Raw genomic sequence first — 21618 nt, forward strand, 5'->3', positions numbered from 1 at the left:
CCGCCATGTCTCAGTCCGCCGTCGAACTGTTCAGCGAAGGCCGCCTCGCCGATGCCATTGCGGCCATGGGGGCCGAGGTGCGTGCGCATCCCACCGACATTGAGCGGCGCAGCCTGCTGGCGGAGTTGCTGTGCGTGGCCGGCGATCTCGCCCGCGCCGATGCCCAGCTCACCGCCATGGCGGAGCAGGACCCGGCCGCGGCGGTGCGGATCGCCACCTTGCGGCAGTTTATGCGGGCGGACATGGCACGTGCGCAGGTCTGGAGCGACGGTCGCGCGCCCGATTTGCTCGATGCGCCGCCCCCCCATCTGGCTCTGCGCCTTGAGGCCCTCATGCACCTGCGCGCTGGGCGCATGAGCGAGGCCGTCCAGGCGCTCGCCGCGGCCGAGGAAGCCCGCCCAGCCTTGGCCGGTCATCATGATGGCGTGTCTTTCGACGATTTTCGCGACCTCGACGACCTCAGCGCTGGCGTGCTCGAGGTCCTGTCCTCCACCGGCAAGTATTTCTGGGTGCCCCTGGAGCGCGTGGAACATGTCGCCTTCCATGCCCCCTCCCGCATCATCGACGGCGCCTGGCGGGCGGCTGAAATCTCTGTGCGCGGCGGACCGGAGGGGGAAGTCATCATTCCCGCAATCTACCCCTTTGCCCCGACGCGCGAGCGCGAGGTGGCGGCGCTGGGGCGGGAGACCGAATGGCACGAAATCGGCCCTGACTGTATGCGCGGCGAGGGATTGCGCTGCTTCCTCGCGGGCGAGGAGAGTCTCACCATCCTTGAGCTCGGCCGGCTGGAGTTCGACCCCGCATGAGCCTCGTGGGCCCCGACCTTCTGGATCGACTGGCCGGAAGCGAGGGCAGCGTCACCGCGCGTGTGCGCGCGGGTCTGAAGCGCGACCTGGAAGACCTGTTCAACACCAACCGCCGTGTGCTGGGCTGGCCGGCTGGCCTTGGCGAATTGGACGGCTCTCTGCTTGATTACGGCATTACGGACCTTGCCACCGCCAATCTCTCCACCCCCGAGAGGCGGGCGGCCGTGGTGGAGGAACTGGGTCACCTGATCCGCGCGCAAGAACCGCGCCTGCGGAACATGCGCATCTTCGCCCTTGAAAACGCCGATCCCGGGGACCGCACCTTGCGCATCCGCATCGAAGGCCATGTGCAGATCGACGCTGAATTTGTGCCCGTGGAGTTCAACACCCTCATCGACACCATCGGCAACACCATATTGATGACGAGCCCCGCGCCGTGACCGACGCGCTCCTGCCCTACTACAATGACGAATTGGACTATCTGCGCCACATGGCGGGCGAGTTCGCTGCGCGGCATCCCAAGACCGCAAGCCATCTGCGCCTGTCTGCCGACGCTATTGACGACCCCCATGTGGCACGCCTGATGGAAGGCGTCGCTTTCCTGAACGCCCGAGTGGCACGCAAGCTCGACGACGACTTCCCGGAACTCGTCAACACGCTTTTGGACGTCCTCTATCCCTATTACCTTGCCCCCATTCCCTCCATGGGGACGGTGCAATTCCAACCCAAGGCGGAAGTCACCGTTCCCCAGCACGTGGGGGTGGGAACGGAACTGGACGCAGAGCCGGTGAAGGGCGATACCTGCCGGTTCCGCACCTGCTATCCGGTGACCGTGTGGCCCGTGGCCCTGGTGGAGGCGAGCCTGCGCGGCCGGCCGCTGGTGGGACCGGTCAATCCCCACGCCCATGGCGCAGCGGCAACCCTCCATCTGAAGCTGCGGTGCACGGCGCCGGACATGACGTTCGGCGCGCTCCAGCCGGACCATCTGCGCTTCTTCCTGCGCGGCCAGCCCTCCCTGACCTATGGCCTCCAGGAACTGATCCTCAACCACACCGTGTCCGTGGCGTTGGCCGAAGGGCCCTCGGATGCCGATCCGGTTTTCCTGCCCCCGTCTGCGGTTCGGCCCGTGGGGTTCGATGCGCAGGAGGGGCTTCTTCCCCATTCCGATCAGGCCCAGCCCGCCTATCGCTTATTGACTGAATACTTCGCCTTTCCGGAGAAGTACCTCTATTTCGACGTGGATCTGGACGCCAAGGTCCTTCGCAGCGCAGGTCGCGAGCTGAGCATTTACCTTTATCTCGACAAGAGTGCGCAAGCGCTGGAGCGCACTGTATCGCAGGACGCATTCGCGCTCGGCTGCACCCCCATTATCAACCTGTTCCGCCAGCGCGCCGAGCCCATCCTGATTACCAACACCCGCTTCGAGCATCGTGTCATTCCCGACGCGCGCCGGCAGGATGCCCTTGAGGTGCATTCCATCCTGTCAGTCTCGGTTTCCGATGCCACCGGCACGCTGAGGGACATCCTGCCCTTCTACGCCCAGAACCACGGTGCCGAGCGAAGCGGACCAGCGCGATGGGCCGCCGCCAGGCGCGGTGCCCCAGGGCGCGAGGTGGGGACTGAAATGGTCCTTTCCTTTAGCCACCTGGATCCCGATTTCAGTGCCGACGATCTGGTGGCGAGCGTCGACACCTTATGCCTGAATGGCAATTTGCCGGCAAAGCTCCCTTATGGCGGAGGCCACCCTATCTTGACGCCGGTGGACGGTGCGGGGGCCATTGGCGATGTGGTGTGCGTCTCTCCCCTCACCCATGCCCTACGCCTTCCCGAGGACGATCGCCGCCATTGGCGGCTCATGTCGCATCTCATTCTCAACCATCTTTCGCTGGTGGGTCCGGGCGGCCTGGACGCCTTGCAGGAGATCCTGCGGCTCTACGATTTCCGCAATTCGCCGGAGACCCATCGGCTGATCCAGGGGATAACCGCCCTCTCGGCACGGCCGGGCGTTGCCCGCGCCCCCCGTCGCACCGGCGACGCCCCCTGGGCGGAGGCCGTGTGCCGTGGGATTGACCTGACGGTGGAGTTGGACCCCCTCCATTTCAGCGCCAGCGGGCTCTACCTCTTCGCCATGGTCCTGGACCGCTTCTTCGCCCTTCATGCCAGCATCAATTCCTTCACCCGCCTCACCGCGACCGTGAAAGGCCAGACAGGACCGCTGAAGACATGGCCCGCACGCGCCGGCGACCGCACCGTCCTGTGATCGAGACGCTCCTGACCGACCCCGGCCGCTTTGACTTGGTCCAAGCGGTGCGGGTGATCGAGGCGGAGGCCGGAACGCAACCCACTGGCCCCGCCGGCGATCCCATCCGCTTCACCGGAGAAGTCTCTCTGCATTATCCGGAGGCGGCGATTTCCGACGCGCGGCGAATGGAGAATGGCCAGGTGCGGCTGACCGTGGCGCTGATGGGGCTCACGGGACCGCAGGGCGTCCTGCCCTTCAGCTACACCACCCATGCCATCCAGTCCCGTCACCGCAATGACGAGGCCCTCACCGATTTCCTGGACATCTTCCAGCACCGCGCCGTCCGCCTGTTCTGCGCCGCTGCCAGCAAATACCGCATCGCCTTGGCGCAGGGTCCGGGCGACGGCCACGACGATACCTTCACCACCGTCCTTGAAAGTCTCGCCGGCCTGGGTTTTTCAGCGATGCACGGTCGGATGGCGGTGGACCACGGTTCCCTGCTTGGCAATGCTGGCCTGCTGAGCGCGCAGGTGCGGCCCATGGCCGGCCTGCAATCCCTCCTGAGCCGTGCGCTGGGGGAGCCGGTCACCATCCTTCCCTTCGTCGGCACCTGGCTTGCATTGCCACCCGATGAGCGCACACGGCTCGGCGGCGCTCTCAACCCAGAGGGGCAACATGCCCGTCTCGGTGGTGGCGCCATGCTGGGAGACCGAGCCTTCGTGGCCCAGCACCATTTTCGCATCGAGATCGGCCCTGTGGATCGGAACCGCCTTGAGGCCCTGTTGCCGGGGACGCAGGGCGCGTCGCGGGTGCGCGATCTGGTGGAGCTGTATTGCGGCCTGGAATTCTCCTTCGACCTCAATGTGAAGGTCGCCGCGCCCGAAGTGCCCGCGGCCCGCCTCTCGACCGGCCCCGACGACCCAGGCGCCGCCCGCCTCGGTCAGACGGCATGGCTCCTCGACGGCCCGAGCCCCATTCCCCGCCACGATGCCGTGTTCCGTCCGAACACTCTCGGCTGACCCTTCATTGATTTAGAGGTCCCCATAATGAGCAACTGGTCGTCCGGCTATGTGAGCGACGTTGAATACCTGCCCGGCCTCTATGTGGAACAGGCGCCGGGCCATGTGATTTTGACGTGCCTTCTCAATGGCATCGCGCCGCCCCGCCTCGGGCCGGATTTCACCTATTGCGAGCTGGGGTGCGGACAGGGGACTACCGCGCTTGTCATCGCCGCCGCCAACCCCACCATCCAGGTGGTGGCGACCGACTTCAACCCTGCCCATATCGCCCGCGCCCGCGAGGCGGCGGCGAGCGCGGGCATCCAGAACATCACCTTCCTGGAGCTGAGTTTCGCCGACATGGCGAATGGCCAGGGCCTCCCGGACTTCGACATGGTGACGCTGCATGGCGTCTGGTCCTGGATCGGCGCGGCGGATCGCGCCCACATCACCGCCTTCCTGGCACGTTGCCTGAAGCCGGGTGGCGCGGTGTCGCTCTCCTATAACGCCATGCCGGGCTGGACCGCTCTGCTGCCGATGCAACGCCTCCTGGCAAGCCAGGCGGCTCTCCTGCACGGGCGGTCCGACGATCGGGTCCTGCACGCGCTGGACTTTGCCCGCCGGCTCCAGGACGCCGGCTCCGGCGTCGTGGGCGGACCGGCCCTGCTGGACCAGATCCGCACCGGTAGCGGCAAGGTGGCGGCCGCGGATCGGGCGGTCTATCTCGCCCATGAATATCTCAATGCCAATTGGCAGCCCCAATACCACATGGATACGGCGGCCCTCCTATCGGAGGCCAAGCTTGCCTTCGTCGGCTCGGCGGCTCTGGTTGAGAATTTCCCCGACCTGAACCTTAAGCCAGAGCAGCGGACGCTGCTGGACGAGGTGCCACCCGGTCCCTACCGGGAAACGCTGAAAGACTACATGGTTAACCGCCCGTTCCGGCGCGACGTGTTCGTACGCGGGGCGCGGCGGTTGTCGGACCGTGAGCGCGACGCGCAACTGGGCGCGTTCGGCCTTGTCCTCACCACCGTGCGGCGTGCCTGCCGCCTGACCTTGGATGTGCCGGTGGGCACCGCCCAACTGCCGGCCCGCCACTATGAGCCGATCCTCGATGCTCTCGCCACGCGCCCCCACGGCTTGGCTGAGCTTGGTGCGCTGCCGGCTCTGAAGGACGATCCGGCAGCTCCTTCCCTGGTGGAGATGGCCGGCATCCTTGTCGGCTCGGGCCAGGCCCTGCCAGTGCCCAACGGCCTGTCGTCGGCCTCAAGCGAACCCGCGCGCCGGCTCAATCGCTCGGCCGCCCGCGCCGTCGCAGAACAGCGCGCAGCGGTGGCGGAGATGGCCTCTCCGCTCACAGGTTCAGGCACCACGCTCACCACGGTGGAAGCGCTTGTCTTCGACGCCCTGGCGAATGGCGCGCCGCGCGAGGAGGCCGCCCTCCTCGCCCATATCGCCCCGGCCCTCCTTGCGTCCAACACGCCCCTCATGCGGGACGGCAAGGTGATCGCCGCGCCGGAAGAGCGTCTCGACGTGGTGCGGGATGCGGTGGGCTGGAGCCTCGAACACCGCGTGCATCTGTGGGAGGCGATGGGCCTCCTGTAAGCCTTGCACCAGCGTCATTGTTGCAGCGCAAGATTGACAGAAAATTCCTTCATGGCCCATGCTGGCATTATTCCAAGGGGAGCCCTGCGAGGGGGCTGAGAGATCGCCTTCCGGTTTGGTCGTCATGACCACCGGCGCCGCGATGACCCTTCGAACCTGATCCGGGTCATGCCGGCGAAGGGATCGGAACCAGCCCAGGCCAGTGCTCCCGGTGGGAGTCGTTCGGGGTAAACCGCCTCCTGAAGCTCATCCCGGATCTCATTGACAGCGCGAGCTGAAGGAGATCCGCATGCTTGACGAAGCCTCGACCTCGTCCCTGAAGGTCACGACCGGGCCCCTGCCCCATTCGCGCAAGGTCCACATCGCCTCTGCCCGCCCCGACGTGCAGGTGGCGATGCGGGAGATCACCCTTTCCGATCCCACCGAGCGCCCGTTGCGGGTCTATGACACGTCCGGCCCCTATACCGACCCCACCGCCCTTATCGACCTCACCAAGGGGCTGCCGGAACTGCGCCGCGCCTGGATTCGTGAGCGGGGCGACGTGGAAGAGGTGGAAGGCCGCGCCCGCAAGCCCGAGGATGACGGCCTGAAGCCCGGCCAGGTCAGCCACCTGCCCGCCTTCGACCGCGCCGACCGCAAGCCGCTGCGCGCCAAGCCCGGCAAGCGCCCGACCCAGATGGCCTATGCCCGCGCCGGCATCATCACGCCCGAAATGGAATATGTGGCTGCGCGCGAGAATCTCGCCCGCGCCAATGGCGGGGCCCATCCTCACCATCAGGCCATGAGCCTCGGCGCCGCCATTCCCACCGACATCACCGCTGAGTTCGTGCGCCAGGAAGTGGCGCGCGGACGGGCCATCATCCCGGCCAACATCAACCATCCCGAAATCGAGCCGATGGCCATCGGCCGGAACTTCCTGGTGAAGATCAACGCCAATATCGGCAACTCCGCGGTGACCTCCGGCGTCGCCGAGGAAGTGGACAAGCTGGTGTGGGCGATCCGCTGGGGCGGCGACACGGTCATGGACCTGTCCACCGGCAAGAACATCCACACCATCCGCGAATGGATCGTCCGCAACTCGCCGGTTCCGATCGGCACCGTGCCGATCTACCAGGCGCTCGAAAAGGTCGGCGGCGTCGCCGAGGACCTGACCTGGGACATCTTCCGGGACACGGTGATCGAGCAGGCCGAGCAGGGCGTGGACTATATGACGGTCCATGCCGGCGTCCGGCTGCCCTATATCCCGCTCACCGCCAACCGGGTGACCGGCATCGTCTCGCGCGGCGGGTCCATCATGGCCAAGTGGTGCCTCGCCCACCACAAGGAGAGCTTCCTCTACGAGCATTTCGAGGAGCTGTGCGAGATCCTGTCCTGGTATGACGTGTCCTTCTCGCTGGGCGATGGCCTGCGGCCCGGCTCCATCGCGGACGCCAACGACGCCGCCCAGTTCGCCGAGCTGGAGACGCTGGGCGAGCTGACCGAGATCGCCTGGAAGTACGATTGTCAGGTGATGATCGAAGGTCCCGGCCATGTGCCGCTCCACCTCATCCGCGAGAATGTGGAGAAGCAGCTCAAGGTCTGCCACGAGGCGCCGTTCTATACGCTTGGCCCGCTGGTGACGGACATTTCCCCCGGCTACGACCACATCTCCTCGGCCATTGGCGCGGCCATGATCGGCTGGTTCGGCACGGCCATGCTCTGCTACGTGACCCCGAAGGAGCACCTGGGCCTGCCCAACCGGGATGACGTGAAAGCCGGCGTCATCTCCTACAAGATCGCCGCTCACGCGGCGGACCTCGCCAAGGGCCACCCGGCTGCCCGCATCCGCGATGATGCGCTCTCCCGCGCCCGCTTCACCTTCCGCTGGCGGGACCAGTTCGCCCTCTCCCTCGATCCGGAGACGGCGGAATCCTTCCACGACGAGACCTTGCCGGCCGAAGGCGCCAAGGTGGCGCATTTCTGCTCCATGTGCGGGCCGAAATTCTGCTCCATGAAGATTTCCCAGGAGCTGAAGATCGAGGCCGGCGATATTGCCCGCGCCGAGGCCGACAATCAGGCGGCCGCCGGCATGGCGGAGATGTCCAAGAAGTTCCGCGACGGCGGCAGCGAGATCTATCGCCCCGCTCCCGACGTGGCGCCCCCGCCCTCTGCTTGAAACAGGCCGGGCTCATTCCGGTGGGGATGAGCCCCCAAATGAGCAAAGCCCGCGCCGGTCTGACCTGCGCGGGCTTTTTCTTGGGCTGGCTTGGGGCTGGCTTGGGTTCAGCTCAGGCGCCGGCGGCAGCGCGGCGCTTGCGCATCAGTTCCGCCAACGCATCGTCATGGTCGGACGGGAGCGCCACATTGACGGTCACGAGCAAATCGCCATGGCCACCGGCCGCCTTGGGCAGCCCCTTGCCGCGCAAGCGGAAAGTGCGGCCGCCAGACGTCCAGGCCGGAATGTTCAAATCCACCGCGCCGGACAGGGTCGGCACCCGCACCTTGGCACCGAGCACCGCATCCTCCAGCGGGACCGGCGCCTCGTAGCGGATGTCCTCGCCCTCGCGCTTATAGGTGGCGTGGGGCGCATAGGAGATGGTCACATAGGCATCGCCCGGCGCGCCGCCCATGGGGCTCGGCTCGCCCTGACCTTTCATCCGCATGCGGTGGCCTTCCAGCGTGCCGGCGGCGATCTTCACCTCCACCTGCTTCCCGTTGGGCAGCACCACGCGCTTGGTGGCGCCGTGCACCGCCTCCTCGTAGGTGACCGAAAGCGTCAGCTCGGTGTCTGCGCCCGCCTGGGGGGTGAAACCACCGCCAGCCGACCGGCGCTGCCGGCCGAAGCCGCCGAAGATATCGCCCAGATCCTCAAAGGCAGCGCCCGCGCCACGCGGACGGCCCTGTCGGCGGACGCCTTCCGGACCAAAGGAAAAGCTCTCGAAAATGGTGTCGCCGTCGAAACCGGAAAAGCCGCCGGGTCCCCGCCCGCCGCCGCCGAAGCCGGCGAAGTCGTGCATCTTGGGCTTGCCCTCGGCATCGATCTCGCCGCGGTCATACTGGCCGCGCTTGTCCTTGTCGGACAAGATCTCATAGGCGGAGTTCAACTCCGCGAACTTGTCCTGCGCCTTCGGATCGTCCTTGTTGGCGTCAGGATGCAGCTTCTTCGCCAGACGCCGATAGGCGCGCTTGATCTCGGCTTCGTCGGCGCCCTTGGCAACGCCGAGGATGTCGTATGGATCGCGCATGAATTCTCACCTCTGGGTCCCCGCTCGCGGGGGACCGCACCCGTCATTTGGGGGTGATGTTGCCCGATTGCAACGCCCCTGCTCAAGCGCGTCCGAGAACCCTGACCTGCGACAGACTGGTCTCGCCCTTGCCGTCCTTGCACGCCTCGCCCTGGATCCAATGTTCGCCCGTGGTGTCGACGAGGCCGATGCGGAAGTCGCGGCAGCCATTGTCCTTCACGGCCCCGAGCGGGGTCGCGGTTCCGCGCGCACCCGTCGCCGGGTTGTCCCACGGCATGCTTGCGCCGGCCTCGCGCACCTGGAGCGCCTGCGCGAGCGCCATCTTGGCATGGGACCAGTCGCTGGCGCCAATCCCCTGGGGCACGGGCCCCTCAGGCACAGGAGCCGAAACCGTCTGTGGCTTGAGCGAGCCCGTCACCACAGGGTCCGCATCCAGCATGGACAGAGTGCCGCACCCGCTGATGCCCGCCACCGCCAGCAGGCCCACTGCGCCCTTCAGGCACGAGCGCGCCGCTGGGCGCAAGCGCCCAATACCCTTATATAGGCCCGATCTCGCACGGCCGTACGCCGCACAGACTTGATGACGCGACACGGGAAGGGCCCCCAGACATGACCGACGCCACCAAAGAAGCCCCAAATCCCTTAACGTCCGGTGATTTCACCCTTGCCGACGAACCATTTCGTCTTTTTTCTGAATGGCTTTCGGATGCACAGCGCTCGGAGCCCAACGATCCAAACGCCATGACCTTGGCGACCGTGGACGAGACCGGCCTTCCCGACGCCCGCATGGTGCTGCTGAAGGGCCTCGACGAACGGGGATTCGTCTTCTTCACCAACACCGAGAGCGCCAAGGGCCGGGAACTGGCGGGCAACCCTAAGGCGGCCTTGGTGTTCCATTGGAAGTCGCTGCGCCGCCAGGTGCGGGTGCGTGGGCCGGTGGAACAGGTCACCGAGCAGGAGGCGGACGACTATTTCGCCACCCGCCCTCGCCTCTCCCAGATCGGCGCCTGGGCAAGCCGGCAGTCACGCCCCCTGGAGGGTCGATTCGCGCTGGAAGCGGCGGTTGCCACCACGACGGCCAGATATGCCATCGGCACCGTGCCCCGCCCGCCCCATTGGACCGGGTTTCGGATCGTGCCCGTGGCGGTGGAATTCTGGCACGATCGCCCGTTCCGTCTGCACGACCGCGTGGTCTTCCGGCGGACCTCGGCGGACACCCCCTGGGAACGTACGCGCCTCTTCCCCTGATTCCGGCGCCAGCGCTCTTTTCTCATTCACAGGATGCACCCGACCATGCCCCCCGCCTCCAACCAGCCTCCGCGCATCATGCTGTTGACCGGCGCCTCCCGGGGGATCGGGCATGCGACGGTGAAGCGGTTCTCCAGCGCGGGATGGCGGGTCATCACCTGCTCGCGCCATCCCTTTCCCGAGCAATGCCCCTGGGCCGCAGGGCCGGAGGACCATATCCAGGTGGACCTGTCGAACGCCGACAACACCCTGGAGGCGGTCGCAGAAATCAAGAGCCGGCTGCCGGACGGGGAACTTCATGCCCTGGTCAACAATGCCGGCATCTCGCCCAAAGGGGCCGATGGGGCACGGCTGGGCACGCTGGAGACGGAATGGGCAACCTGGACCCAGGTGTTCCAGGTGAATTTCTTCGCGCCCATCCTCCTCGCCCGGGGATTGAAGGATGAGTTGTGCAAGGCCAAAGGGTCGATCGTGAATGTCACGTCGATCGCCGGGTCCCGGGTGCACCCCTTTGCCGGGGCCGCCTATGGGACGTCGAAGGCGGCTTTGGCCGGGCTCACGCGGGAAATGGCGCGAGACTTCGGCCCCATCGGCGTCCGCGTGAATGCCATCGCCCCGGGCGAGATCGACACCGCCATCCTGTCCCCCGGCACGGAAAAGATCGTGGCCGAGATTCCCATGCGTCGTCTCGGAACGCCCGACGAGGTGGCGAAGATCATCTATGTGCTGTGCACGGAGACCTCCTCCTACCTCAATGGGGCGGAGATCCACATCGATGGCGGGCAGGCGGTCTGAACGGCTAAAGCCAGCCGCGCCACTTGAAGAAGAGGTAGGGCGTGATCGCGGATACGGCCATGGCCGTCAGCGCCAGGGGATATCCGATGGCGGCGTGAAGCTCCGGCATGTGCTGGAAATTCATGCCGTAAATGGAAGCGATCAGGGTCGGCGGCATAAGGACCACCGAGAGCACGGCAAAAATCTTGATGATGTTGTTCTGCTCGAGGCTGACCATGCCGATGGTCCCATCCAGCAGGAATTGCAGCTTGTTCGCCAGGAAACTGGCATAGTCGGCCAGCCCGCCCACATCGCGATGCATGGACTTCAGGGCCGAGCGCTGCTCCTTGGGGATGGGCGGCACCTCCTCAAGCTCAGCCCCGAGGAAGGCCAGCATGCGGGTGAGAGACGACAGGCTCTCCCGCGCATAGGAGGTCAGGCCTTCCTTGCGACCCACCTGGGTGAGGATGTCGCGATACTGCCGATTGTCCTTCGGCCCCTCCGCTCGCTCGAAGACGCGCTTCGACAGAAGCTCGATTTCGGCCGCGCAATGCTCCAGCACGTCTGCTGTGCGATCGATGATTGTGTCGAGCAATTCGAAAAGCAGGACCTCGCCGGTGACACGAACGGGGCACGCCTTCTGCATGCGCTGCACCAGCACCGCGAAGGGCCGCGGCTCCGCGTAGCGGACGGTGACCAGTGTGCCATTGACCAGAATGAATGTGACCGGCGTGACCGATGGCGCATCGGTCATCGCCCCGGACAGGACGGACAACGTCATGTAGCGCGCCCCGCCCTGCACATAGAGCCGGCTCGACGGCTCGATTTCCTGCATTTCCTCGCGCGTCGGGATCTCCACCCCGACGGCGGCCTCAACCCGGTCATCCTCGTCATCCACCGGCGACACGAGGTCAAGCCAGACGGCATCCGAGGGGGCCGCATCCTGCGGACCCACGACCTGGGACTTTAGAACCCCATCCTGGGCGATATAGGCAACGAGCATCTACCGAATTCCACTCCGGTTCCGGCGCGCACGCGGCTATCGCTGGGAGGTTCGGGCATCGCCCCTGGCATCGATGCGCCAGGGCGTGCGATCAGCCCGCGAAATAATCGAGGTCGCGAAGGGTTACGACCTTGTTCTGCTTGGCGGCGGCAGCAGCCTTGGTGTCGCCGGCATAACGGGCGGCGGCAGCCACGGCGGTGATGCCGATATCGCGCCACTGGCTGACCTGGGCGGCGTGACGCTCCTGGTGGGACTCGGGTCGGGCCTGCTGCTGCTGGCTCGGTTGAGACTGGTCCATCTTACCTTTCTCCGTAATGGGCGCACTGCCTAAGTCAGATGCGCCTTGCTGTGAAGACCCCTCACAGATGGTGAGCAACTGCGTCGAAACTGTGCAAACGCAGGGGCGTCACCAAGGTCTTACTGCGTGAGCATCGCCCAAAGCTTGCAATGCCGTCTTAACGGAATGCGAAGGGGAAACCGTGAGACATTTTTGCCACGCTCTTACCGCACTGCATCGTGGCGCGTTTGCGGCCTCTTCAAGGCTGCGACGCATTCCGGTAATCCATTCGCCACGAGTTGATTCCGTTCACCATAATTCACGAGGCGGTCATGACGATGCGGACGGTCCCGGCTGTTCTGCTCGCGGTTTTGTTGGCAGGCTGTGTCACGGAGACCCCATCTCCGGCCCCTGAAGCCGCGCTAAAGCCTCGGGACAAGCAGCTTCTCGCCAATGCGCCATACGCCCGGGTGAAGCCCGAAGGCCAGTATGCGCGCCATATCGTCGAGTATAAGGGCTCCGAGAAGCCGGGAACGGTCATTGTCGATACCGACAAGAAGTTCCTGTACCTCGTGCAGGCCGATGGTACCGCCATTCGCTACGGCGTGACGGTGGGCGAGGAAGGCCTCGCCTTCCACGGCACTGCCAAGGTGGGCCGCAAGGCGGAATGGCCGAGCTGGACTCCCACCCCGGAGATCCACCAGCGCATCTCCGGTCTGCCGTCCTATGTGGGGCCTGGTCCGCACAACCCAATGGGCGCGCGGGCGCTGTACCTCTACCAGGGGTCGAAAGATACGCTGTTCCGCATCCACGGCACGAACCAACCCGAATATCTGGGCCAGGCCATCTCCTCCGGCTGCATCCGCATGCTGAACGAGGACGTGATCGATCTTTACAACCGCGTGCCCAACGGCGCGACGGTGGTTGTTCTCTGAGGGTTCACCCTTCAGGGGCTGGGGAAGTGGCCGATGCTCCTTGCGGGCATCGGCCACTTTGTTTTTGCGCGTGCCGCTGAGCGTCGAGATGGCGTGAGTGCCCGGGTCGACGCCTGGGTGCGATCCGCCGTCCGCTTTTTAAATCAAAGTCTTCCAAGAAATTTCTGATGCGCCGCGAGAGGTCGCCCGACGTCCGCGCTCGGCGCATGCCGTCGACCAGGTGCGGCCATACGGGGGAATCACCCCCCTTGGCACCTTACGGGGGGGATCACCCCCCCTTGGGACGGCTGGTCCGGTCCCCGGGAACCTGCGGGCGCGGGGTCGGGAAGGGGATAGGCGAGGCATCCGCAAGACGGCGGCTGGCCGCTTCAGTCTGCCCGCTCGCCTCTTCATCGCCCCCAGGGGTGGCACGGGCCACGGCGGGATCTGCGGGAGGGGTCGGCCCCTTGATGGTCCAACGGCACAATCGGATGTCGAGCCGACGCTGTGCGATGTCCACGTGGATGTGATCCTCGTGGTAGCCATCGGACCCCGGCCCGAGCACGGTGGTGAAATGCTCGCAGGCCGAGGCTTTCATCGCCGTCTGGAGGGAGAGCGGAAGCCCGTTCTTCTTCACCTCCAGCACGCGCTGGTCGGAAAGAACGAACCCGCCCACATCGATGGCATTGCCGCGGCCGTGCTCACTCATCTGGGCGCCGCGGATACGGTTGCGCGACCGGCAGTCATAGGAGGCGGCGACCTTTATAGTCTCAAGCCGTGCGCCCAGGGTCTCGATAGCCGGTCCAATGTCTTGCCGCATCCAGTTCGTGACCGCCACCGCCGTGTCGCAGGCGAGAACGGCGGCCGGCTGGAGGGTCGCCAGATTGCCGTCCTGGAGGCGGATGGCGGAAACCTTCACCGCCACCGGCAAGCCGCAGGCGCCGGGCGATTCGATGGCCGCGACGCGCACGGCGAGCATGGCCTGCTGCGCCACCAGACTGGCACAGGGACCGGGGAGATCCTCGCCCGCCACGGCCTCCACCGGCGCTGTCCGCTGCGGCCGGCCCACCTGGCTGCCGCTTGGGGGGGGCGGTGGCACCAACAGAGGGGCAACCTGCGGCTCCGTGCTTGTGGACGCCTGGGCGGCGGGAGCATCGCCTGCCGGTGCGTCTTCCTCGGCCTCGTCCAATTCGAGCGGCCGGGGCTCAGGGAGCGGCACATAGGCCACGCGCTTGCCGCCAATGGTGAGCGGCTGGGATGCACGGGCCGAGGCCGCGGGCGCGTCCGCAGCCTTGGGCTCCGGCTCCTGCGCCACGGTGGGGGCCGGAGGTGGCGGCGGGGGGCTCTGGAAAAGCTGGAAGAAATTGGGGGCAGGCGGGGCCGGAGCGGCTTCTGCCTGCGTCTCCACCTCCGTTTCCTCGCCCAATTCAGCCTCGATGTCCGGCCGCGGCACGGGCAAGGGTACGGCCAAGGCGGGCGCCAAAGGGAACAGCAGGAAAGCCAGGGTCAGGGCCGTAGACGCCCCCCCGCCGTTCCGAATGGGGAATGGGAGCAAAGCGGGCGTCCACCGTCGCAGCGGCGGATGGGGAGCGGTGGAGCGCAGTCTCATTCCTGCAATGATAGTTAAAAAAGCCTGAAAAATGAATTCCCCCCGTCGGATGGCAGCGCGCCGTTGTCCCGGCGCCCGGATCATGGTTCTTGAATGGGTGAGAGCGGGGCGCCAAATCTCGGCGCCGGAGCGGGATGAGAGATGCACGGCCTGAAAGCGCTCCTTTTGGACAAGGACGGCACGTTGGTGCATTTCGATCGCACCTGGGGGCCATCGGCAGGCCATGTGATGCAGGTGCTGGCCAATGGCGATGCCGCCGCCCTCGCCCGCCTGGAAGCCGTGAGCCACTATCTGCCGGACGAGGAACGGTTCCTGCCCTCCTCCCCCCTGGTGTCCGGATCATCGGCACATTACGGCCCCTTGTGGGCCGAAGCGCTCGGGGAGCCGGCAAGCCAGAGCCTGTTTGACCGGATCGACCATCTCTTTCGCGAGGCTGGACTGCGCCACCTCACGCCCATCGGCAATCCCGCCTCCGTGCTCGGCGCGCTCCACGCTGCAGGGCTGCGCCTCGCCATCGTCACCAATGATGCGGAAGCCAATGCCCGCACCCAGGCGGATGCCCTTGGTGTTTTGCCCTTTCTGGACTGCGTGCACGGTTATGATTCCGGCTTTGGGTCGAAGCCTGACCCAGGCATGGTGACTGCGGCCGCCCAATTCTTCGGCCTTCACCCTGGGGAGGTGGCGGTTGTCGGCGATAGCGCCCATGATCTGTCTGCCGCGCGGGGCGCGGGAGCGCGATTCATCCTGGTGCGCTCCGGCCCCGCGCCGGTGGAGGATCTCATGCCGCAGTCCGACATGGTGGTCGATTCCATCGACGACCTGCCCTCCACGCTCGTGAACTCTTAAGGTGCGCCGCGTGCTGAAGCGCAGTCTCTATGTGGAAGAACGCCAATCGGGCCTCGCCGCCTGGAGCCTGCGGCTTGCCGTCTTCGCCATCCCCGTCATCGCCCTCGCCGCCGGCCTCTACCGGGCGGGCATCCTGACCTTCGAGCCGGCGCTTGCGGCGCTCGGCACCGGGCTGGTCCTTGCCCTGTGCGGAGGGCTTCTGGGCCTTATCGCCTTCATCTCCATCTGGGAAAGCGGCTGGAAAGGCATGGGCCGGGCGATCGGCGCCATGGCCATTGCCCTCATCCTGCTGGCGGGACCGGCTGCGGTACTGGCGCGCGGCGTAATGCTGCCACCGCTCACCGACATCACCACCGATCCGGCAGATCCCCCCCGCTTCCGGGCCATGGGCTTTGCCCGCCCGCGCGAGGCCAATCCCGTGGATTATGCCGGCGCAGCCGCTGCTGCCTTGCAGCGCGCCTCCTATCCCAGCATCAAGCCCATCGACTTGGATGCGACCCCCGAAGAAGCCTTCAACACCGTTCTCGCCCTGGTGCAGAAGCGCCACTGGCGCATCGTGGACCTCGTGCCCCCGCGCGGCGGCGTGCGTGATGGCCAGATCGAGGCCATTGCGGTCAATCCCGTCATGGGGTTTCGCACCGACGTGGTGATCCGCGTGCGCCCGACCGCCAAGGGCGCCCGGGTGGATGTGCGGTCCGCCTCGCGCTATGGAATCCATGACCTTGGGGAAAATGCTTGGCGCGTCACCAGCCTCATGACGGACCTCAGCGCCGAGCGCCGCAAGAAGCGTTGACGCCGCGTGACCCAACGAGGGCTTGGTCCGCTTGACGGCTCCGGCGCCCGCGGGCACATGACAACCTGCGTGACGCGGGGGCTTCACGCGAGATGTCGCGTGTCGCCACACCGCACGCGTCCGGCGCGGACAAGGTCCCCCGCATGAACAGCGCGCTGTTTCTTCTCGTCATCAACATGGCCATCGGCCTTTGCTTTGCCGCCGGTTTCCTTGCATTGGGCTATCGGGCCTCGACCCGGCTGGGACAATGGTGCGCCGCGGGCTTCCTCGCCGCCACCGCGACCGCTGCGACCGAAGCCTTGAGCTTCACCCTTCCTGCGCCCCGCCTCGTCTCCGCCCTGTCGTTCGGCTTCCTCATGCTGGCGGCGGTGCTGATCGTTGCGGGTGTGCGCACCTGCTATCGCTCGAATGCCTCGAACCGGGGTCTGTTTGTCTTCGGCATCATCCTGGTCGTGATCAATCCCCTGGTGATCTACGACCTGCCGCGCGGCACCTGGCAGCATGCCCTCGCCTACCAACTGCCGTTCGCGACGGTCTTCGCATGGGGCAGTGTCAGCGTGCTGGCCCGGGGGCGCCGGGGCGTCGACGTCGCCGTGGGAATTGTGCTGCTGGCGGTGGCGGTCCACTTCCTGGCCAAGGGAGTGTTGGGTCCCATGGTGGGCGGCAAGCAGGCGCCCGGTGTTCAGGATTATGTGTTCAGCCTCTATGCCTATTATTCCCAGACGCTTGGCAGCGTGCTCTCCCTGGCAATGGGGATGAGCCTGATGGCGCTGCTCACCGTGGAGGTCATGACCGAGCATGCGCGGCGCCTTCAGAAGGACGCCTTGTCTGGACTACGCAACCGCAGCGCCTTCTTCGCTGACGCCGCTGAGGCGCTGGCGCGCCTGCCCTTCGGGCAAACCGCAGCGATCATCATCTGTGATCTCGACCACTTCAAATCCATCAATGATCGCTTCGGCCACGCGGCAGGGGATGAGGTGATCACGGGTTTTGGCCGTCTCCTGAGCGCCATGGCCGCGCGCGACGGCATTGCCGGCCGCATTGGTGGAGAAGAATTCTGCCTCTTCCTGCCAGGCGCAGGCGTGGAGGACAGCAAGGCCGTGGTGGAACGCCTGCGCAGCGGGCTTGCGACCGCCCGGTTTGACCTCTTGCCCGAGGGCAGCAGCGTGACGGCGAGCTTCGGCATTGCCTTCAGCCAAGCTTCGGAATCCTGCGCCGATGCCGTCCGCCGCGCAGATCTGGCGCTTTATCGCGCCAAGGCCGAGGGCCGAAACGGCTATAGCATTGCGCCGTCCACGCCCAGATCACCCCCTTGAGAGGCAAAGGGGCAACAGCTGGCCGGCAACCGCAGGAACGGTGAAAATCGTCATTGCTGCGGCAGGTTGGCTCTTATTTGATGCGGCTATGACATCGGACCCTCACCAAAGCCCGGATGCCGCGCACCCGGCTCTCGCCGTCCTTGACCGGCCGCAGGACGGAGCGGCAGGACAAGGCGATGGCACTGCCCCGCCCCTGCGCCGGCAGGTCCTGCTGTGGGGATGGCGGGCGCTTGGGGCGGCGCTGGCCGTGGGGGCCATGGAACTGGCCGCGGACCTTGGCGAGACTCCCATCTCGCTGATCCCCTTTGCCACCTCCATCGCGGTGGTGATGGGCATGCCCGATGCCGACCCCGCCCAGCCACGGGCACTGATCGGCGGCCACGTCATTTCGAGCCTCATCGGTCTGGCGGTGCTCTGGCTGGCGGGGCCTTCCTATCCCGCGGCGGCAGCCGCCGTGGGCATCGCCTTCTTCGCCATGCAGGCCACCCGCACCCTCCACCCGCCAGCCGGAATTGATCCGATCATCATCGTGCTGGAGCAGTTGTCGCCCACCTTCCTGCTGGTGCCGGTGGCAACGGGCTGCGCGCTGCTGGTGGCCTATACCTATGTGTGGCACACCCTTGCGGGCGGGCCGGCTTGGCCGCGCCGCTGGCTTTAAGGCTGCTCAGGAGCGGTGCTGGGTCTCGTCCCAGCCACCGATCTGATCCTCCGCCAAGGGCGGGGGTGGCGTCTTGCCGGCGAGCCGCAGTGTGCGATTGAGGAGCAATTCGTAGATCGGTTCCCCGCCCAACGCATCGGCCACCATGTTGGCGAAGACGCAGGTGAGAATGACCGGAACGAGCAAGGTGTAGGCGCCGGTCAGTTCGGCCACCAGCACCATTCCCACCAGCGGCGCCCGCACGGCGGACGAGAACAGCCCACCCATGGCCGCGACGCCGAGGGCGGCGAGCGCACCGGGCGGCAGGCCGATGACGAAGTCCAGGGCCGTCCCGAAAAGAACGCCGATAGACGTGGCGAGGGCCAGGATCGGCGCGAAGATCCCGCCCGGAACCCCTGTGGAATAGCTGGCCATGGTCATGACGAAGCGGATCACCACGATGCTGGCCAGGACGAGCAATGGCAGGCGCTCCTGCGCCAACGCGACAGCCAATTGTTCGCCGCCGAGGGTGGCCTCTGGCCGCACGATCAGCAGGATACCAATGACCGCCCCGACCACGGCAGGTACAAGGTAGAATGACCATTTCAGCCCAACCGCGCGGGCGGCGTCGAGCGACCACAGAACCGACTTGTTGAACACCACGCCCACGGCGCCGAGAATGGCACCCAGCACGACAAAGGCCGGCAGCATGGCGAGCGGCATGTCGGGCACGTCGATTCGCATGTCCGGTCCGACGCCGGCGATGCTCTCCGTGACAATGGCGCTTGTCACCGAGGCAAGGATCACCGCCGTATAGGTGCGCAAACCATAGGGAAATTGCCGGCGCGTTTCCTCGATGACGAACAGGATGGCCGCCAGCGGTGCATTGAAGGCGGCGGCAAGTCCCGCCGCGCCGCCGGCAGCGAGCAGCCCGCGCATGTCCCGGGTGGACAGGCCGAACCGGTCGGCGCAGGCCTGGGCCACGGAGGCCCCCATATGGATGGTCGGCCCTTCCCGGCCGACCACCAGCCCGGACCCCAGCGCCAGCACGCCGCCGACGAACTTCACCGGCAGGATGCGCCACCAGCGCACCTCGCGCAGGCCCTCCATGGCGCCTTCGATCTCCTGGACGCCGGAGCCGGCCGCCTCCGGGCAATAGGTGCGCACCAGCCACACCGAGGCCAGCACCATCACTGCGGCGATGAGCGCCATTCCGGGCAGAAGGAGCGGACCGGCCAGTGTGTCGTGCACGAGAGCCGGCCAATGGGCGGCGCCTTCCGTTGAAATGTGGAAGACGGTGCCGATGGCGCCCACCACGGAGCCCACCAGGATGGCGATTGCGAAATAGGCGAAGTCGTGAAGGCGGCCAGTCGTATCCGTCTTGCTGTCCTGCACGAAGCCAGCCTCCCCCTCGCCGCCCAGATGCAGCCCGTCCCCTCAACGAGATAACGGAGGCCGCTTGTCCACCGCAAGGTCAATCGGCACCCAGTAGCGCCGATTGACCGAACACGCCGCTCAGGCTTCCGCTGCAAGCACGGGCGCGCCGGCCTCCACCAGCCGGCGTGGCGCCCCCTCCCCCTGCAGAATCAGGATCCGGTCATGCAGTCCCTTCAGGGTTGCGCGATGGCCGATGGACAGAAGCGTCGTTCCCGCCATGCGATGGCGCAGCAGGTGGTAGACGGCCGCCTCGGACGGCTCGTCCAGCGCAGCGGTGGCTTCGTCCAGCAGCAGGATGGCGGGCTTGGCCAGAAGCGCACGTGCGAGCGAGAGACGCTGCTGCTCGCCAAGGGACAGGACATGAGGCCAGAGGCCGGATTCGTCCAGTCGCCCGCAGAGGCCCGGCAGGCCTACCGCCTCAAGGACCGCGCACATTTCCTCGCGCGTGTGGAGCTGCGGATCCTGCGGATAGGCCAAGGCCGCATCGAGCCGCCCGACCGGCACATAGGGCTTCTGGGGCAGAATCATCAGGCGGCCCGGCGCCTCGATGCCAAGGCGGCCCGATCCGAAGGGCCAGATGCCGGCCATGGCGCGGAAGAGGGTGGTCTTGCCCGACCCCGACGGCCCCATGACCAGCACATGCTCGCCCCGCGCGATGGAAACCCCCTCAACCTTGATGATGGGGGCGTCCGTGGGGAGGCGAATGTCCATTTCCTCCATGGCCACCGCTTGCGGCACGTCCGAGGCGGGAACAGGGGTCCGCACGAAGGCAGGGGTGTGCGCCTGCGCCTTCGCCGCCACCATGGAGGCCTCGAAGCCGGTGAGCCGGTTCACCACCGCCGCCCACTCCGCAAGGGTCGAATAGGAGGTGATGAAGAAGGAGAAGGAGCCCTGCACGGAGGAAAAGGCACTGGCCGTCTGCATCAGCGGCCCGAGCAGGATGGCGCCGGAGAAGTAAGCGGGCGAGACCACCACGAAGGGGAAGATGGTGGAGATCTGGTTGTAGCCGGCGGTGAACCAGGTCAGGCGCTTCTGCGCCCGCATGAGGTCGAAGAAATTGCCCCAGATCCGCTCGAACCGGCCGGACAGGTGGCGCTCCTCCGCCTGCTCTCCCTTGAGGAGTGCGATCTGCTCGCTGTTCTCGCGCACCCGCACCAGATCCACGCGGAAATCCGCCTCATAGCGCTGCTGATTGTAGTTGAGCCGCACCAGGGGCCGGCCGATCAAATGGGCGAGCCAGGTGCCCACCGCCGCATAGATGAGCGCGGCCCAGAACAGATAGCCCGGCACCACCATTTCCGTGCCGAAAAGCTGGAGGTCATACGAGCCCGATAGGCCCCACAGGATGACGCTGAAGGAGATGAGCGAGACCACCGTGCCCAGGAGCCCGATGCCAACCCCGATGGTCTGGGACACGAACAGGTTCACGTCCTGCGCGATGCGCTGATCGGGATTATCGGCGGGATCGCCGGAGAGGCGCAGGCGATAATGGGTGTCGTCGGTGAGCCAGTGCCCCATATAGCGTGTAGTCAGCCAGCGCCGCCAGCGTATCTCAAGCCACTGCTTCAAGTAGATCTGATAAACCGCGACAGCGATGGCGCAGACAGCGATGGCACAGAAGATCAGAAGCTGGTGTTTGAACTCGGGGTAATTCTTTTCCTGGATGGCATTATAGAAGGCGGAATTCCACTCATTGAGCAGAACGGTCGCATAGACCCACGCCAGCTCAAGCGCGATCACCGCGCCGAGCAGACCAAGCGCGATCCAGCGCTCCTCGCTCTTGAAGTAGGGAATCGCAAGCCGGCGGATGTCGCCGAGGAGAGTGAAGAAGGCTTTCATGCGGGCAAGGTTCCGATTCAGGCCCGCACCTTACTCCACTTTCATCT

General features: G+C 66.2%; 20 protein-coding genes and 1 riboswitch. Of the genes, 13 read left to right on the forward strand and 7 right to left on the reverse strand.

The genetic code is table 11. The features are described from left to right. The first annotated feature begins 5 nt into the window (after positions 1-5). From PV781_RS01790 to thiC, 6 genes are all read left to right on the forward strand, one after another. Complete coding sequence (locus PV781_RS01790; protein WP_274773912.1) at positions 6-806, forward strand: type VI secretion system accessory protein TagJ; 801 nt, start codon at positions 6-8, stop codon at positions 804-806. Beyond that, positions 803-1246 carry a type VI secretion system baseplate subunit TssE gene (tssE, locus tag PV781_RS01795; protein ID WP_274773913.1) on the forward strand — a complete coding sequence of 148 codons (444 nt, stop codon included), beginning with the start codon at positions 803-805 and terminating at the stop codon, positions 1244-1246. Before PV781_RS01790 ends, tssE begins: the two co-directional genes overlap by 4 nt. Next, on the forward strand, positions 1243-3066 hold the full coding sequence (gene tssF / locus PV781_RS01800) for a type VI secretion system baseplate subunit TssF (protein ID WP_274773914.1): 1824 nt from the start codon (positions 1243-1245) through the stop codon (positions 3064-3066). The genes tssE and tssF overlap by 4 nt, the downstream gene beginning before the upstream one ends. After that, positions 3030-4067, forward strand: coding sequence for a type VI secretion system baseplate subunit TssG (gene tssG / locus PV781_RS01805; RefSeq protein ID WP_274773915.1), 1038 nt, complete (start codon positions 3030-3032; stop codon positions 4065-4067). Before tssF ends, tssG begins: the two co-directional genes overlap by 37 nt. Positions 4068-4094: 27 nt before the next feature. Further along, positions 4095-5651: a class I SAM-dependent methyltransferase gene (locus PV781_RS01810; protein ID WP_274773916.1), complete on the forward strand. Its 1557-nt coding sequence runs from the start codon at positions 4095-4097 to the stop codon at positions 5649-5651. A 65-nt stretch (positions 5652-5716) separates the two neighbouring features. Then, positions 5717-5852, forward strand: a riboswitch (TPP riboswitch). Positions 5853-5940: 88 nt separating this feature from the next. Beyond that, the gene (gene thiC, locus PV781_RS01815; protein ID WP_274773917.1) at positions 5941-7806 is read left to right on the forward strand and encodes a phosphomethylpyrimidine synthase ThiC; all 1866 of its coding nucleotides are present in this window, start codon (positions 5941-5943) and stop codon (positions 7804-7806) included. 112 nt (positions 7807-7918) lie between these two features. On the opposite strand, the gene PV781_RS01820 is transcribed toward thiC, so the two are convergent. Beyond that, on the reverse strand, positions 7919-8875 hold the full coding sequence (locus PV781_RS01820; RefSeq protein WP_274773918.1) for a J domain-containing protein: 957 nt from the start codon (positions 8873-8875) through the stop codon (positions 7919-7921). A gap of 82 nt (positions 8876-8957) precedes the next feature. Further along, positions 8958-9398 carry an RT0821/Lpp0805 family surface protein gene (locus tag PV781_RS01825; RefSeq protein WP_274773919.1) on the reverse strand — a complete coding sequence of 147 codons (441 nt, stop codon included), beginning with the start codon at positions 9396-9398 and terminating at the stop codon, positions 8958-8960. Between the two features lie 86 nt (positions 9399-9484). Here PV781_RS01825 and pdxH point away from each other — a divergent pair, with 86 nt between their 5' ends. Both pdxH and PV781_RS01835 read left to right on the forward strand, forming a co-directional pair. Beyond that, positions 9485-10123 carry a pyridoxamine 5'-phosphate oxidase gene (gene pdxH, locus PV781_RS01830; RefSeq protein WP_274773920.1) on the forward strand — a complete coding sequence of 213 codons (639 nt, stop codon included), beginning with the start codon at positions 9485-9487 and terminating at the stop codon, positions 10121-10123. Positions 10124-10168: 45 nt separating this feature from the next. Next, positions 10169-10918: an SDR family NAD(P)-dependent oxidoreductase gene (locus tag PV781_RS01835; RefSeq protein WP_274773921.1), complete on the forward strand. Its 750-nt coding sequence runs from the start codon at positions 10169-10171 to the stop codon at positions 10916-10918. A gap of 4 nt (positions 10919-10922) precedes the next feature. Here the strand turns inward: PV781_RS01835 and PV781_RS01840 are convergent, their stop codons facing one another. Together PV781_RS01840 and PV781_RS01845 are read right to left on the reverse strand one after the other, a co-directional pair. Continuing rightward, a complete protein-coding gene (locus PV781_RS01840; RefSeq protein ID WP_274773922.1) occupies positions 10923-11900 on the reverse strand; it encodes a magnesium transporter CorA family protein in 978 nt (325 codons plus the stop codon). Positions 11901-11991: 91 nt separating this feature from the next. Further along, positions 11992-12198 (reverse strand): hypothetical protein, encoded by a 207-nt coding sequence (locus PV781_RS01845; protein WP_274773923.1) that lies wholly within the window; start codon positions 12196-12198, stop codon positions 11992-11994. A gap of 311 nt (positions 12199-12509) precedes the next feature. On the opposite strand from PV781_RS01845, the gene PV781_RS01850 reads away from it, so the two are divergent. Continuing rightward, positions 12510-13112, forward strand: a complete 603-nt coding sequence (locus PV781_RS01850) for a L,D-transpeptidase (protein ID WP_274773924.1) — start codon at positions 12510-12512, stop codon at positions 13110-13112. A gap of 268 nt (positions 13113-13380) precedes the next feature. Here the strand turns inward: PV781_RS01850 and PV781_RS01855 are convergent, their stop codons facing one another. Next, positions 13381-14562 (reverse strand): extensin-like domain-containing protein, encoded by a 1182-nt coding sequence (locus tag PV781_RS01855; protein ID WP_274773925.1) that lies wholly within the window; start codon positions 14560-14562, stop codon positions 13381-13383. A 279-nt stretch (positions 14563-14841) separates the two neighbouring features. Between PV781_RS01855 and PV781_RS01860 the strand changes: the two genes are divergently transcribed. From PV781_RS01860 to PV781_RS01875, 4 genes are all read left to right on the forward strand, one after another. Then, positions 14842-15546: an HAD family hydrolase gene (locus PV781_RS01860; protein ID WP_274773926.1), complete on the forward strand. Its 705-nt coding sequence runs from the start codon at positions 14842-14844 to the stop codon at positions 15544-15546. A 10-nt stretch (positions 15547-15556) separates the two neighbouring features. Further along, on the forward strand, positions 15557-16339 hold the full coding sequence (locus PV781_RS01865; RefSeq protein ID WP_274773927.1) for a DUF1499 domain-containing protein: 783 nt from the start codon (positions 15557-15559) through the stop codon (positions 16337-16339). Between the two features lie 143 nt (positions 16340-16482). Continuing rightward, the gene (locus tag PV781_RS01870; RefSeq protein ID WP_274773928.1) at positions 16483-17655 is read left to right on the forward strand and encodes a GGDEF domain-containing protein; all 1173 of its coding nucleotides are present in this window, start codon (positions 16483-16485) and stop codon (positions 17653-17655) included. Between the two features lie 88 nt (positions 17656-17743). Then, complete coding sequence (locus tag PV781_RS01875) at positions 17744-18316, forward strand: HPP family protein (protein WP_274773929.1); 573 nt, start codon at positions 17744-17746, stop codon at positions 18314-18316. Positions 18317-18322: 6 nt separating this feature from the next. Here PV781_RS01875 and clcA read toward each other — a convergent pair whose 3' ends face one another. Further along, the gene (gene clcA, locus PV781_RS01880) at positions 18323-19690 is read right to left on the reverse strand and encodes a H(+)/Cl(-) exchange transporter ClcA (protein WP_274773930.1); all 1368 of its coding nucleotides are present in this window, start codon (positions 19688-19690) and stop codon (positions 18323-18325) included. Positions 19691-19810: 120 nt separating this feature from the next. Beyond that, positions 19811-21571, reverse strand: a complete 1761-nt coding sequence (locus tag PV781_RS01885) for an ABC transporter ATP-binding protein/permease (protein ID WP_274773931.1) — start codon at positions 21569-21571, stop codon at positions 19811-19813. Positions 21572-21618 lie beyond the last annotated feature (47 nt).

It is taken from the genome of Aquabacter sediminis (assembly GCF_028863665.1).
In the GTDB taxonomy this organism is placed as follows: Bacteria; Pseudomonadota; Alphaproteobacteria; order Rhizobiales; family Xanthobacteraceae; genus L1I39.

What these genes read in the sequence shown, in the direction of transcription:
- PV781_RS01850 (WP_274773924.1), top strand. Translation starts at nt 12,510, where the DNA reads ATGACGATGCGGACGGTCCCGGCTGTTCTGCTCGCGGTTTTGTTGGCA.
- PV781_RS01790 (WP_274773912.1), top strand. Translation starts at nt 6, where the DNA reads ATGTCTCAGTCCGCCGTCGAACTGTTCAGCGAAGGCCGCCTCGCCGAT.
- PV781_RS01835 (WP_274773921.1), top strand. Translation starts at nt 10,169, where the DNA reads ATGCCCCCCGCCTCCAACCAGCCTCCGCGCATCATGCTGTTGACCGGC.
- PV781_RS01885 (WP_274773931.1), bottom strand. Translation starts at nt 21,571, where the DNA reads ATGAAAGCCTTCTTCACTCTCCTCGGCGACATCCGCCGGCTTGCGATT.
- PV781_RS01860 (WP_274773926.1), top strand. Translation starts at nt 14,842, where the DNA reads ATGCACGGCCTGAAAGCGCTCCTTTTGGACAAGGACGGCACGTTGGTG.
- PV781_RS01875 (WP_274773929.1), top strand. Translation starts at nt 17,744, where the DNA reads ATGACATCGGACCCTCACCAAAGCCCGGATGCCGCGCACCCGGCTCTC.
- PV781_RS01840 (WP_274773922.1), bottom strand. Translation starts at nt 11,900, where the DNA reads ATGCTCGTTGCCTATATCGCCCAGGATGGGGTTCTAAAGTCCCAGGTC.
- PV781_RS01810 (WP_274773916.1), top strand. Translation starts at nt 4,095, where the DNA reads ATGAGCAACTGGTCGTCCGGCTATGTGAGCGACGTTGAATACCTGCCC.
- PV781_RS01870 (WP_274773928.1), top strand. Translation starts at nt 16,483, where the DNA reads ATGAACAGCGCGCTGTTTCTTCTCGTCATCAACATGGCCATCGGCCTT.
- tssE (WP_274773913.1), top strand. Translation starts at nt 803, where the DNA reads ATGAGCCTCGTGGGCCCCGACCTTCTGGATCGACTGGCCGGAAGCGAG.
- PV781_RS01845 (WP_274773923.1), bottom strand. Translation starts at nt 12,198, where the DNA reads ATGGACCAGTCTCAACCGAGCCAGCAGCAGCAGGCCCGACCCGAGTCC.
- thiC (WP_274773917.1), top strand. Translation starts at nt 5,941, where the DNA reads ATGCTTGACGAAGCCTCGACCTCGTCCCTGAAGGTCACGACCGGGCCC.
- pdxH (WP_274773920.1), top strand. Translation starts at nt 9,485, where the DNA reads ATGACCGACGCCACCAAAGAAGCCCCAAATCCCTTAACGTCCGGTGAT.
- PV781_RS01820 (WP_274773918.1), bottom strand. Translation starts at nt 8,875, where the DNA reads ATGCGCGATCCATACGACATCCTCGGCGTTGCCAAGGGCGCCGACGAA.
- tssG (WP_274773915.1), top strand. Translation starts at nt 3,030, where the DNA reads ATGGCCCGCACGCGCCGGCGACCGCACCGTCCTGTGATCGAGACGCTC.